This window comes from Novosphingobium sp., assembly GCF_031417815.1.
GTDB lineage: Bacteria > Pseudomonadota > Alphaproteobacteria > Sphingomonadales > Sphingomonadaceae > Novosphingobium.
In genome coordinates this window covers 53142-65511 of record NZ_JANOWI010000007.1, presented here as the reverse complement: position 1 = coordinate 65511, position 12370 = coordinate 53142, and the positions used below count along the sequence as shown (strand labels likewise).

Annotated in this window: 12 protein-coding genes; 5 read left to right on the top strand and 7 right to left on the bottom strand. The window is 65.2% G+C overall.

Annotated elements, in window-relative coordinates; genetic code table 11:
* Positions 1-61: 61 nt before the first annotated feature.
* From rplM to RMN99_RS01640, 3 genes are all read right to left on the bottom strand, one after another.
* The gene (gene rplM / locus RMN99_RS01650; RefSeq protein ID WP_309621547.1) at positions 62-541 is read right to left on the bottom strand and encodes a 50S ribosomal protein L13; all 480 of its coding nucleotides are present in this window, start codon (positions 539-541) and stop codon (positions 62-64) included.
* Positions 542-736: 195 nt separating this feature from the next.
* Positions 737-1450 carry a hypothetical protein gene (locus RMN99_RS01645; protein ID WP_309621546.1) on the bottom strand — a complete coding sequence of 238 codons (714 nt, stop codon included), beginning with the start codon at positions 1448-1450 and terminating at the stop codon, positions 737-739.
* 223 nt (positions 1451-1673) lie between these two features.
* Complete coding sequence (locus tag RMN99_RS01640) at positions 1674-2738, bottom strand: COX15/CtaA family protein (RefSeq protein WP_309621545.1); 1065 nt, start codon at positions 2736-2738, stop codon at positions 1674-1676.
* Between the two features lie 95 nt (positions 2739-2833).
* Between RMN99_RS01640 and RMN99_RS01635 the strand changes: the two genes are divergently transcribed.
* The 5 genes from RMN99_RS01635 to RMN99_RS01615 all read left to right on the top strand — a co-directional run bounded on the left by RMN99_RS01635 (position 2834) and on the right by RMN99_RS01615 (position 6960).
* Positions 2834-3205 (top strand): MerC domain-containing protein, encoded by a 372-nt coding sequence (locus tag RMN99_RS01635; RefSeq protein ID WP_309621544.1) that lies wholly within the window; start codon positions 2834-2836, stop codon positions 3203-3205.
* A gap of 19 nt (positions 3206-3224) precedes the next feature.
* Positions 3225-4205, top strand: coding sequence for a sulfur carrier protein ThiS (thiS, locus tag RMN99_RS01630; RefSeq protein WP_309621543.1), 981 nt, complete (start codon positions 3225-3227; stop codon positions 4203-4205).
* A gap of 109 nt (positions 4206-4314) precedes the next feature.
* A complete protein-coding gene (locus RMN99_RS01625) occupies positions 4315-4842 on the top strand; it encodes a hypothetical protein (protein ID WP_309621542.1) in 528 nt (175 codons plus the stop codon).
* Between the two features lie 78 nt (positions 4843-4920).
* The gene (locus RMN99_RS01620; protein ID WP_309621541.1) at positions 4921-6555 is read left to right on the top strand and encodes a hypothetical protein; all 1635 of its coding nucleotides are present in this window, start codon (positions 4921-4923) and stop codon (positions 6553-6555) included.
* A gap of 219 nt (positions 6556-6774) precedes the next feature.
* Positions 6775-6960, top strand: coding sequence for a hypothetical protein (locus tag RMN99_RS01615; protein ID WP_309621540.1), 186 nt, complete (start codon positions 6775-6777; stop codon positions 6958-6960).
* Positions 6961-7045: 85 nt separating this feature from the next.
* Here RMN99_RS01615 and RMN99_RS01610 read toward each other — a convergent pair whose 3' ends face one another.
* The 4 genes from RMN99_RS01610 to RMN99_RS01595 form a co-directional block, all read right to left on the bottom strand.
* The gene (locus RMN99_RS01610; RefSeq protein WP_309621539.1) at positions 7046-7405 is read right to left on the bottom strand and encodes a cupin domain-containing protein; all 360 of its coding nucleotides are present in this window, start codon (positions 7403-7405) and stop codon (positions 7046-7048) included.
* A 32-nt stretch (positions 7406-7437) separates the two neighbouring features.
* Positions 7438-9246: an AMP-dependent synthetase/ligase gene (locus RMN99_RS01605; protein WP_309621538.1), complete on the bottom strand. Its 1809-nt coding sequence runs from the start codon at positions 9244-9246 to the stop codon at positions 7438-7440.
* A gap of 72 nt (positions 9247-9318) precedes the next feature.
* A complete protein-coding gene (ggt, locus tag RMN99_RS01600; RefSeq protein WP_309621549.1) occupies positions 9319-11052 on the bottom strand; it encodes a gamma-glutamyltransferase in 1734 nt (577 codons plus the stop codon).
* A 10-nt stretch (positions 11053-11062) separates the two neighbouring features.
* Positions 11063-12088 carry a quinone-dependent dihydroorotate dehydrogenase gene (locus tag RMN99_RS01595; RefSeq protein WP_309621537.1) on the bottom strand — a complete coding sequence of 342 codons (1026 nt, stop codon included), beginning with the start codon at positions 12086-12088 and terminating at the stop codon, positions 11063-11065.
* Between the last annotated feature and the right edge of the window lie 282 nt (positions 12089-12370).

Below are 12370 nucleotides of genomic sequence, written 5' to 3'. Positions count from 1 at the left end.
GCGGCCGGAAGATCGGCAACGGTGCCGAGATCGGCGAGATCGGTGACGGTAGTGTCAGACATCATGCACCCACCTTGTTCTTGCGGTTCATCGAGGCAACGTCGAGCGGCTGCGGCTGGGTGCCGCCATGCGGATGCTCGGTGCCGGCGTAGAGATGCAGCGCGCGCATCTGGTCACGGCCCAGCGGCCCGCGCGGGACCATCCGTTCGACGGCCTTTTCCAGGACGCGTTCCGGAAAGCGCCCATCGAGCACCTTGGCAGCGGTCACTTCCTTGATCCCGCCGATATATCCGGTGTGCTTGTAATAGGTCTTGTTGGCGCGCTTGTTGCCGGTGAAGCGCACCTTGCCGGCATTGATCACGACAACGTGATCGCCGCAATCGACGTGCGGGGTAAAGCTCGGCTTGTGCTTGCCGCGCAGGAGATTGGCGATGATCACCGCGAGGCGGCCAACCACCAGTCCGTCGGCATCGATCAGATGCCAGTTCTTTTCCACCTCGGCCGGTTTGATCGACCGGGTGACCTTGCTGAGCGCCTTCATGGCCCTGTTCCTTAACTCAAATGACCCGTGGGTCAGTCCCGTGGGCTGTAACAGCCAGCCGGGATTGCGAATCCACGCCGGAGCGCGGGGAAGCGGCCCTTTCTGCCAATAGCGGCGGAAAGTCAAGCAATGCTGCGGGGTTTGAGAGAGGTAAAATAATACCGCCAGAAATGCGGTGGTCAGTTCAGCGCGCGCTCAGGGGGCGCTCAGCGTAAACACCTCACGCGAAACCATCCGCGATCCGGCGAGGTCGGTCGTGATGATCCGCTCGAACCGCTGGGGCAGGCCGCAAGGCAGCAAGGCGTCAACCTTGAGCACCACGAAGACCATGCCGGCGCGACCGTCGGACAGCGTTACCTGCCGCTCGATGCTGCGCTCTCCGGGCCGGGCGCTGAACAGGTCGGCAGGCCAGGCCGAATTGCCGTTGCCGCTGGCGATCTTGCCGACCAGCGGGCCGGTTTCCGCACCAGAAGATTGCGAACCCAGGATGCCGGTTGCGCGCAGCCGCACTTCGCTGCGCACGGCCGGGTCGCTTGGGCCTGCGGCCTTGTCATGGAGGATCCCCGCGCGGTCGATCTGCATCGGGAACAGCCCGGGATCCACGCGCCGTCGTTCAAGATCTGCCAGACTGGCCAGCCTTGGCGGGGCATCCACTGCAACGCCGATCAGTTCGCCGTCGATCTGGTAACCTTCGGAAACGGCAGAAAACCGGATCGTGTAACGCCGGGTCACGACGATCTGCTGGCCGTCCGACAGTTCGCGGATCAGCGAACGGGCGAGCACCATCTCGCCCGCAGGCGGAACAAAGCGGGCGCTGGCTTCGCTTGCCTGGGCGCCGCCGCTGACCGCGCCCGGCGGCAATACGGCCAATGCCGCAACCCCGGCACAAAGCGCCGCAGACATTTTCATGATGGCCGCACCTGCACGGCATGGCTGGCACCCGCTCCGGTTGCATCCCCACAAAGATACGGCACCCCTGCCTCCTGCTTACAACCGGCCCGGCGCGGCCATACCATCCGGTTTGATTGACCAGTATTGGCGCAGGGCAGAGCCGCTTCGTCAAGTATTTGTAGGGAGGTTACCATAGGTCGCTCCTGACCGTTACTTCCAGTCCAACTCCAAGATCTTGAAATCAAGCAATTTTACTGGATAGGCGGTGAGCACCCCAAACCGTAGCGATCAGCAGAAGTGCGCCGGTCAGTTGGTGCAGGGCGGCCAGCCACAGTGCGATGCCGCTCATCACAGTGGCGATTCCCAACACGATTTGCGTGCCGAACGCGCTGTGGATCGCCACCGAGATGCGCCGGTCGATCGAACGCAACCGCCGCGCCAGCACGATCAGCACGGCTACCACCACCCAGGCCCACCAGCGATGGAGGAAATGGACGAGGTAGGGATCGGCCAGTAATGCGCGGGGTATCCCTTGCGACCAGTCGATCCCGGCGGGCACAAACGCGCCCTGCATCAGCGGCCAGGCGTCCCAGTTGAACCAGCCCGAACCGGCCACCGGCCCGGCGCGCAAGCCGGCCAGCAGCGCGCCGTAAACCAGCTGCACGAATACGGCGGCCAGCGCGGCCAGCCCCAGACCGCGCGGGCGCGGCAACGGGCGGCCCTTGGCATAGGCGACCAGATCGAGCGCGGTCCAGGCGAGGCAGGCGAGCAGGGTCAGTGCCAGCATCAGGTGTGCGGCAAGCCAATAGTGGCTGACCTTGACGTCGGCGCCTGCCGAAAGGCCCGAGCGGACCATGAACCAGCCGACCACCGCTTGCGAACCGCCCAGTGCCAGCAGCCCGAGCAGTCGCGGCTTGAAGCGCGGCGGGATCGTGCCGCGCAGCCAGAACCACGCCAGCGGCACGACGAACGCGGTGCCTAGCACCATCCGGACCAGAAAGCGGTGCAGCCATTCCCAAAAATAGATCCACTTGTAGTCATCAAGCGACATGCCCGCCGGGCCGTTCATCTGGGTATATTGCGGGATCTGCTTGTAGCCGTCGAATTCGGCCAGCCAATCAGTCTCGTTCAGCGGCGGGAGTACGCCCGTCACCGGTTTCCAGTCGGTGATCGAAAGCCCGGATTCGGTCAGGCGGGTAACCCCGCCCACAACCAGAACGATAATCAGGCAAGTCACCACCAGCCACAACCAGCGGGCCAGCAGGACAGGGCGGTAGGGCGGCGATTCGAGCGGCGCGTGGTCCATGCGCGGCGACCTGCTGCCAAATGCGGCAAAGCGCAAGTGTCCGTCGGTGAAGTCCCCTTGCAATACGTTACACTATCTCATACATGCCACGCACGATGCGTCAGGCACTGTTTTCGATTCGCAACCGGCTAGATCGGGTTGGCGTCCTGCTTTCGGGGCTGTGTGCGCTGCATTGCCTGGCCGGCCTGCTGCTGGTGACGGGGCTTGGGCTGGGCGGCGAAGTGCTGCTGGCCCCGGCAATCCACCGCATCGGCCTGATCCTGGCGATTGTGGTTGGCGCGGCAACGCTGGCGATGGGCGTCATCCGCCACGGTGATCCGGTGCCGCTGCAGGTTGGCGCGGCCGGGCTTGGTCTGATGGGGCTGGCGCTGTTCGTCGGCCACGGGACCGAGGAAGCCGTGTTGACGATCGTCGGCGTCGGTCTGGTCGCCTGGGCCCACTTGCGCAACTTGCGCCATTCGTTCTGATCGTTATCTGCGGTCAGCGATGACCGAACTTCTTGCCCTCACCGTCAACGGCGAACTGCGCCGCGCTGCCCCTGGATCGCTGGCCGATCTGGTGCGCAGCCTCGAACTCGACCCGGCCAAGGTTGCGGTTGAGCGCAATGGCGAAATCGTGCCGCGTTCGACCCTGGCCGCCGTGCCGCTGGTCGATGGCGATGTGCTTGAAATCGTCCACTTCGTTGGCGGCGGCGAAGCCGATGAAACCTGGACCGTGGCGGGCCGCACCTTCCGCTCGCGGCTGATTGTCGGCACCGGCAAATACAAGGATTTCGAACAGAACGCCGCGGCAGTCGAAGCTGCGGGCGCGGAAATCGTCACGGTCGCGGTGCGCCGGGTCAACGTTTCGGACCCCAAGGCACCGATGCTGACCGATTTCATCGATCCCAGAAAGATCACTTACTTGCCCAATACCGCTGGCTGCTTCACCGCTGACGACGCGATCCGCACGCTGCGCCTGGCGCGCGAGGCGGGCGGCTGGGATCTGGTCAAGCTGGAAGTGCTGGGCGAGGCGCGCACACTCTATCCCGATATGCGCGAAACGCTGAAGGCCTGCGAGGTTCTCGCGAACGAGGGCTTTCTGCCGATGGTTTACTGCGTGGATGACCCGATTGGGGCCAAGCAGCTCGAAAGCGCCGGTGCCGTGGCGGTGATGCCGCTGGGCGCGCCGATCGGCTCGGGGCTCGGCATCCAGAACCGCGTCACGATCCGGCTGATTGTCGAAGGCGCTTCGGTGCCGGTGCTGGTTGATGCCGGGGTCGGCACCGCCAGCGATGCGGCCGTGGCGATGGAGCTGGGCTGTGACGGGGTGCTGATGAACACCGCGATCGCCGAAGCCAAGGATCCGCTGCGGATGGCCCGGGCGATGAAGCTGGCGGTTGAGGCCGGGCGTCACGCCTACCTGTCGGGCCGGATGGCGACGCGCAAATATGCCGATCCGTCGAGCCCGCTGGCCGGACTGATCTGAGCATCGGCGTTTACCCCTAGGCGGCACGGCACCATAGCTTAGCCTTTGTGGTTAACGCGATCATAACCATATTGCGGCAGTTTGGCCTCCTATCCAACGGGGGCGAACCATGGCCAATACCGGCACCGCATCACTGACAATTGCCGAGCTGCGCGAATTCGCCAGTTTTTCGGCGGCCGAACAGCGCTATATCAAGCGTAGCCTCGATATTGGCCTTGGCCGGCAGGACGCGTTCAAGCTGTGGGCGCGCGATGCGCAGGAAAGCGCGGCGATCCGCAGCCAGTATGTCGCCTATCAGGAATTGAAGACCCTGCGCGGGATGATCCCGGCGGAAACCGGCTTCGATGCGCTGGAAAGCTTTGTCGGCAAGCTGGTGCGGGTGGCGGCCTTCGATCTGGCGCAGGACCGGCTGACCTGCTTCTCCTCGTTTCGTTTTTTGTACGAGCGCCTGCTCGGCGCCGATGTGCGCCCGTTCCTGCCCTCGGCGTTCTGCGCTGCCGCGGCGCTGCCGCAGATCCGCCCCGAACGGCGCAAGCACCTGCTCCAGTCGATCAGCGAAGCGGCCGCAACCGCGCCTGGCTGGTCGCAGCGCGAACCCAGTTTCTATCCCGAATGGGTGGAAAAAGAGGCGGCGTGAAGCATCTGCGCCCTTCGTAACGTCAAATAAACCATTGCCGGCGCATTTTCACTTCAGTTCAGAGCCCGGGGAACGTCAGTGACCAGCATCGCCATCGACGGACAGAACGAAGAAGACTTTCGCCGGGGAATCGAAACCGATTTGCGCCACGGTCGCGAAGTTGCGGCCACCGAACGTCTGCGCCGCTTGCTCGAACCCTATGCCGCGCCCGGCGGGATTCTGCCCGAACGCTTCCTCAGCGTGACGGCCGATGACCTGGCGCTGCGGGGATGGGAATTTCTGGGCGATTGCATTGCCCGGCACGATCGGCCCGGCCGCCCCGTCACTGCGATCGGCATCGGCTTTGCCTGGCCCGGCGATGACGTGCCCGTGCCCGATGCCACCGGGCGGCTTACCCCGCATCTCGAAACCGCCTATTACAACGATGCCGCCTATCCCTTTTCGCAAAGCGGGCGCGACGATCTGCTCGATGGCTATTCGCTGCACGGCTGCACCTGGGCGGCCGATTGCGAAGCCAGCGACAATGCCCTTTCCGTCGATGGCATCGACGATCTCCATGGCGCGCTGGCGGGGCTCGAAACGCAGCTGCTCGATAGCGAAGAGCCTGACGAAGAGGCGATTCGCGCCGGTTCGCTGGGGGCCTGCCTGCTTTCGGCGTTGCTGTTTCAGGCAGTTGGCCGCCGCGTTGCCAGCGATGGCTTGCCGCGCCCGCTCTGCGTCACCGCAGGCAGCAACGGCATTTACCCCTATTTCGATGCGCCCGTGGTCGGCATGCCCGAAAACGTGCGCCGCGCTGCCGAAAAGGCCGACGAGGAAGAACGCGACACCGGCGTTCCGGGGCCGCGCTATTCGTCGCTGCTGATGACCGGCATCCCCCGCGCCCAGAAGCGCGCGGTGCTGGTTCTGGCCGAGTCCGAAAGCGAAATGGCGGTGCGCATTGCCAGCCTGCGCGGCCATCAGCACGGCGCCGAGCCGGCCCATCGACCGCCCGAGGAACTGGCCGCACCGGCGCCGCTGGCCGAACCCGTCACAGCTGCGGCCTCTCCGTTGCTAAGCAAGAAGCCATCGCAGCACAATTGGGACTTCCGCGACTTGTTGAGCGCGCCGCCGGCCGAACCGCTGCCGATCAGGCCGCCAGAGCGCGATCTGGCCGGCACCGCGGGCGACAAGCCCGGCAGCGGTTCCGGCGACCCGGACGAAGCGTGGTTCGATGCGGCCTGGGATGAGGCTAGCGGGCCGGGCGGAGAACCACCGGCAGAACCGGCCTTGCCAAGCGGCGATGAACCCGCGCCAGAGCCGGACGACGCGCCCGCCTTCACGCTCAGACCGGTGCCCAAAGTGCCGCGGCTCGAGCAGGAACCGTGCGAGGACGTCCATCCAGGCTTCCCGATGCTCAGCGAATCGCTGCAGGATCGGCTTGAATCGCTGCTGGCTCCGCAAGAGCCCCTGCTGCTTGACCAACCCGAAATCGCGCTGCCGGTGCCGATGCCGGACGAACCAGTAGCAGCCATGGATGCGCCCGAGCCTGCGCCGATCATCGCCAATCCGTGGCCGATCGAGGCTGCAGGGCTGGCCTGGCCATACGTTCCGTGGAGCGACGAGCCGGGCAATTTCGCCCCGACCAGTGCGCAAAGGAACGAGCCTGATGCTGCACCGGCGGAGCCGCGCGGGCTGTTTTCGCGGTTTGTCGCGTGGATTCTCCGCCAAAACTGACGGCGCGCGGCAAACCCCAAAATGTCAGATTTTCATGCTGTTACAGAAACTTGACTGCAACCCGCGCAGCCCGGCGCAATGCGTGACACAATTTTGTGCGGCCAGCGTCAATTTCCAAATCGACAAATGGGGCTGATCCGTGCAGACACGCTCGCGGCCCACCACTGTGCGGGCGAGGGTAACATGCCAATTTTTTGGCAAGTATAGGGGAATTCCCAAATGAAGAAGATCGCTCTGTTTGCCGCCGTTGCTGCTGGTTCGCTCGCTCTCGCCGCTTGCGGTGAAAAGCCTGCTGAAGAAGCTGTTGCTGCTGCCGAAACCGCTTCGGATGCTGCTGCGGTTGCCACCGACGCCGCCAGCGAAGCTGGCGACGCTGCTGCTGCGGCGACTGACGCCAAGATGTAATCTGGCCTAACCGCCAAATTCATCGGACAAAGGCCGGCTGGCGGGGGTGGACCACCGCTAGCCGGCCTTTTCTGTTGTCTGTGCACTAGGGCTGCGCGCGAGGCGCAGCGGTCTGTTCGAAGATCAGGTAGATAACCGGCGTTGTGCCCACGTTGATCACTTCGTGCCACGCGGTGCCGGTGCTGGTGTAGCTGGCTCCCGTTTGCAGGACCTGAGTGCGCGTGCCCGTGGCATCGGTTATCCGCATCGTCCCGCCCGACAGCGCGTAACCGGTGTGCGCGCGGTGAAAGTGGCGTTCGTGCCCAATACCCGGCGCAAAGGTGCAGCGCAGCAGGCGGTGCTGCGGATCTTCGCGCAGCAATTCGCAGACCGGCTTGCCCCGCCATCCGGCGCGCAGCGCATCGGGCAGCGGCGCATCTGCCCGCAGCGTGCTGCTCAGCATCATTGCGCCAGCAAGCAGCCAATGGGCAGCGAACCTCACCCTTTGTAAAGCCCGTCGAGCCGCGCGCCGTAGCGCTCCTTCAACTTGTGGCGGCGGATCTTGAGGCTGGGGGTCATTTCCTCGTTCTCGATCCCGAAGGCCTCCTCGGCGAAAGCGAACTGGCGGACCTTTTCGGTTACCGAAAGGTCCTGGTTGACCCGGTCGAGCGCGGCGCGGACTGCGCTGCGGAACGCGGGCAGGCCTTGCAGGGCATCAAGATCGAACTTCTCGCCATTGGCCTTGGCCCATTCGTGCGCCCATTCGGGATCGGGCACGATCAGGGCGACGATGTGGGGCTTCCTGTCGCCATAGACCATTGCCTGGGCAATCTCGGTCTGGAGCGTCAGCATCCCTTCGAGTTTCTGCGGTGAGACATTGTCGCCCTTGTCGTTGACGATCATGTCCTTCTTGCGATCGGTGATCATGATCCGGCCCTTGTCGTCGATATGGCCAATATCACCGGTGTGCAGCCAGCCGTTCTGGATTGCTTTGGCGGTTTCCTCGTCGTTGCGCCAATAGCCGTGCATCACCAGCTCGCCGCGCACCAGGATTTCGCCATCCTCGGCGATCCTGACTTCGACCCCGTGCAAGGGTGGGCCGACCGTATCCATCTTGAGGCCGGCCTTGGGGCGGTTGCAGCTGATCACCGGGCCAGCTTCGGTCTGGCCGTAACCTTGCAGCACGGTCAGCCCCATCGAATCGAAGAACACGCCGATTTCGGGATTGAGCGGCGCTCCGCCCGAAACCATCGCCTTCATCCGCCCGCCAAACCGGGTGCGGATCTTGGGCCGCAGCGTGCGTTCTAGCAGCAGGTCCATCGGCTTGTCGCGCAGGCGGCCGCGGTTCTGTGCTTTGAGGCCGCCAATCCCCATCGCGCGGTCGAACAGGTAATTGGCGAACTTGCCCTGCTTCTCGATCTGCTTGATGATCCGCGCCCGCAGCACTTCGAACAGCCGCGGCACCACCACCATGATCGTCGGACGCACTTCCTCGATGTTCGAGGCCAGCTTTTCAAGGCCTTCGGAATAGTAGATCTGCGCGCCCACCCCGATCGGCAGCATTTGCCCGCCGGTGTGTTCATAGGCGTGGGAGAGCGGCAGAAACGAAAGGAAGGTTTCGTCATCGTCGAGGCCGAAATCCTCGACCAGTACGCGCGCCGCGCCATCGACGTTCATCAGGATTGCGCCGTGATGCTGCAGCACGCCGCGCGGGGCCCCGCCGGTGCCGCTGGTGTAGATGATGATCGCGGTATCGCCGCGGCCGATCTTGGCGATTCGCGCCGCGACCGCCGCGCGCGCTGCGGTGGCATCGCCGGTCAGCAAGGCGGTCCAGGCGTGGTATTCGAAATTGCTGGCTTGCGCGATCCGCAGCGGCTCGATGCCGATCACGTGCTTGGCCAGCCCCGATCGGTTGATCGCGGGCAGCAGGGCCTTGGCCAGCTTGTCGTTCGCAACGATCACGGCCGCAGCGCCCGAATTGTCGAGCACATGCATGTGATCGCGTTCGGTGTTGGTGACATAGGCCGGAACGGTGATGCAGCCCGCGGCCATGATCGCGAAATCGGCGATCAGCCATTCGGGCCGGTTTTCCGAAACCAGCAGCACCCGGTCACCGGGGTTGAGGCCAAGCGCCCGCAGCGATTCGGCCATGAGGCAGATCCGCCGCGCCACTTCGGTCCAGCTCAGCGGCTGCCATTTGCCATCGTGCTTGGCCCACAGGAACGGCGCATCACCCTTGGTGTCGGCGCGCGCCAGGAACAGCTCAACCAGATTCCTGCTCTGCAGCAGGTCCGAAATATCAACCACCCGCACCGCCCCTTTCGCAATGCATCTTGCAACCCGCGGAAATAACTAGAACGGCCAAGTCCCAGCGGCAAGTCATTCGGAAATTGCACGGCCTTCGCTGCGCGGATCGGCACCGCCGCGCACGCTGCGGCCATCGATCAGGATCGCATTGGCCTTGAACGATATCGGTTCGCGCAGCTTGATATCGCCGTGGCCAAGCTGGGTAAGCGCGGGCGTCATCGCCTCCAGCATCGTGCCGCGTTCGACGAACACGGTGTTGCCGCCGGGGGCGAAAATCACCGGCAGCGCCAGCGCATCCTGCGGCGCAAGGTTCCAGTCGATCATCCCGATCAGCGCGCGAATGACCTGCGCCGGGATCGTCACCCCGCCGGCCGCGCCGACCACCAGCCTGAGCTTGCCATCCGGCCCGAACACCAGCGTGGGCGACATCGAACTGCGCGGACGCTTGCCCGCTTCGGGGCGGTTGGCCATCAACCGGCCATCGACCGTGCTCTGCATGTCGAAGTCGGTCAGCTCGTTGTTGAGGAAATAGCCGCCGACCATGATCCCCGATCCGAACGCGCTTTCGATCGTCGAGGTATAGCTGACCGCGTTGCCGGCCCGGTCGACCACGGCAATATGCGAGGTGCCGTACTCCTCGGCATAGGGCGCATCGGCGCGGCTCAATTTCTCCGCGCCGGGCGGGATGCCTGCAGCCACGGTAGGCATCGTTCTGGCCGGATCGATCAGCGCCGAGCGTGCGGCCAGGTACTTGGCATCGATCATCCCGGCCACCGGCACCGTCACGAAATCGGCATCGGCTGCATATCGCGCGCGGTCGGCATAGGCGAGCCGCTGGCTTTCGGCGATCAGGTGCCAGGCGACCGGCGACCCGCTGCCCAGCGCCGCCAGGTCAAACCGTTCAAGCTGGCCCAGCGTTGCCAGCACCGTGGTTGCGCCCGAACTGGGCGGGCCCATCCCGCAGATCTTGTACCGCCGATAAGTGGCGCAGACCGGCGCGCGATCCTTGGCCTGGTAGCCGTTCACGTCGGCCACCGTCATCGGCGCGGGATTGCGCGCCGCAGTGGTAACCTGCGCCACGATTCCGCGGGCATTGGCGCCGCGGTAGAACGCCTTGGCACCCTGATCGGCAATCGCCTGCAGCGTAGCGGCCAGCGCCGGGTTCCTGATCACGGTGCCAACCGGCCGCGGTTCGCCGTCAGCGCCATAGTAGAGCGCGCGGCCCTCGGCGGAGAACGCAGCCGACCGCTTGGCAACCTTGAGCGCGCCGTAAAGCCGCGGGGTGATGGCAAAACCATCGCGTGCCAGCGTGATCGCGGGGGCGAAAACCACCGCCCAGGGCAGGCGCCCGTGCGCGCGGTGGGCCTTGGCGGCCAGCGCGATGTTGCCGGGCACACCCACGCTGGTGGCGCCGGGCACGGCATCGGGATAGGTCAGCTGCGTGCCGTCCTTGACGAACCACTGCGGGCTGGCCGCCGCCGGAGCGGTTTCGCGCCCGTCGATCGTCGCTACCTCGCCTTTGGCATTGGTCGTCACGTAGAGTCCGCCGCCACCGATCCCGCTGCTTTGCGGTTCAACCACGGTCAGCGCGATCATCGTCGCGATCGCGGCATCGGTGGCGCTGCCGTTCCTGCGCAGCATCTGCACCCCGGCCTCGGCGGCGCGCGGATCGGCCGCGCTGACCATGCCGGCATCAAGCCGCTGCTGCGCGGCGCCGGGCAGGGCCCGGACCTGCTGCGTGTCGGCGGTAGCGCAGCTGGCAAGGGCCAGCGGGGCGAAGAGCAAGGCAATCCGGTTCATCTGCATGAGCGCCACGCTATTCGCTCCCGACGGCTTCGGCAATGGCGGCAAAGCCATCGCGCTTCATCAGGCGTTCCAGCCCCGTGACGATGCGCCGGGCGATCCCCGGGCCTTCATAGGTTATCGCGCTGTAGAGCTGCACCAGGCTGGCCCCGGCCCGGATCCGCTGCCAGGCCTGCGCAGCGCTGGCGATCCCGCCCACCCCGACCAGCGGCATCGCGCCGCCGGTGGCCTTTCGGAAGGTGCGCAGCCGCCCCAGCGCCAGATCGTGCAGCGGCGCGCCCGAAAGCCCGCCGATTTCCTGTGCATGGCGCGAGCGGAGCGGCGGGCGGCTGGTCGTGGTATTCGAGACGATCAGCGCGTCGATCCGTTTGTCCATGGCGATCCGGGCGATTGCATCGATATCGCCCGGCTCAAGATCGGGGGCGACCTTGAGAAAAATCGGTGGGCCGCTTGCCCCGCGCGCGGCCAACACCGCATCGAGCAGCGCGGCCAGCGCGCCTTCATCCTGCAGCGCGCGCAGGCCCGGGGTGTTGGGGCTGGAGATGTTGATCGCCAGATAGCTGGCCAGCGGTGCCATCAGCCGCACCATCGTGGCATAGTCGGCCACCCGGTCGGGCGAATCCTTGTTCGCACCGACGTTGATCCCGACAATTCCGGGCCTGCCAGCCCGCTGCGCCAGCCGCGCTATTGCCGCTTCGGCCCCGCCGTTGTTGAAGCCCATGCGATTGATCACCGCACGGTCTTGGGTCAGCCGGAACAGCCGGGGGCGGGGGTTGCCAGCCTGGGGCAAGGGGGTGACCGAGCCGACCTCGGCAAAGCCGAAGCCCAGCCCCAGCAGCGCATCGGGCACTTCGCCATCCTTGTCATAGCCCGCCGCCATCCCCAACGGGTTGGGGAAGGCGAGGCCCGCCACCGTGGTGGCCAGCGGTCCGGCCGCTTGCGCACCGCCCGGCAGCAATTTCAGCGCAGCGATCGACATGGCGTGCGCGGGTTCGGGATCGAGCAGGAACAGCGCGGGGCGCAGCAGCGAATAGAGCATGGCCGCGCCTATGGCATCGCGGCCGCGCCGAGTCGATTCGCGGTGAACGATCCGCCTCGTCTGCCTGCAATCGATTTTGGGAGCGATATCATGGGATTTTAAACGGTTTATCTGTCGAATCCATACAATTCGTCGCAGAAATCGCCTCGTATCACACTGGTGCGACCCGAAGGACCCCGACTCGCTTGCGAGAAAGGTCCTAACTTTAAAGGCGACCTTCAGGCTTCGGCCCGAAGGTCGCTCTTTTTTTGCCCTTCAGGCATCTTGTATCCGCCGCGCGCT

Excerpts from the sequence above, each read along its gene's own strand:
- rplM (WP_309621547.1), bottom strand. The coding sequence starts at position 541 with ATGAAGGCGCTCAGCAAGGTCACCCGGTCGATCAAACCGGCCGAGGTG.
- RMN99_RS01645 (WP_309621546.1), bottom strand. The coding sequence starts at position 1,450 with ATGAAAATGTCTGCGGCGCTTTGTGCCGGGGTTGCGGCATTGGCCGTA.
- RMN99_RS01640 (WP_309621545.1), bottom strand. The coding sequence starts at position 2,738 with ATGGACCACGCGCCGCTCGAATCGCCGCCCTACCGCCCTGTCCTGCTG.
- RMN99_RS01635 (WP_309621544.1), top strand. The coding sequence starts at position 2,834 with ATGCGTCAGGCACTGTTTTCGATTCGCAACCGGCTAGATCGGGTTGGC.
- thiS (WP_309621543.1), top strand. The coding sequence starts at position 3,225 with ATGACCGAACTTCTTGCCCTCACCGTCAACGGCGAACTGCGCCGCGCT.
- RMN99_RS01625 (WP_309621542.1), top strand. The coding sequence starts at position 4,315 with ATGGCCAATACCGGCACCGCATCACTGACAATTGCCGAGCTGCGCGAA.
- RMN99_RS01615 (WP_309621540.1), top strand. The coding sequence starts at position 6,775 with ATGAAGAAGATCGCTCTGTTTGCCGCCGTTGCTGCTGGTTCGCTCGCT.
- RMN99_RS01610 (WP_309621539.1), bottom strand. The coding sequence starts at position 7,405 with ATGATGCTGAGCAGCACGCTGCGGGCAGATGCGCCGCTGCCCGATGCG.
- ggt (WP_309621549.1), bottom strand. The coding sequence starts at position 11,052 with ATGCAGATGAACCGGATTGCCTTGCTCTTCGCCCCGCTGGCCCTTGCC.
- RMN99_RS01595 (WP_309621537.1), bottom strand. The coding sequence starts at position 12,088 with ATGCTCTATTCGCTGCTGCGCCCCGCGCTGTTCCTGCTCGATCCCGAA.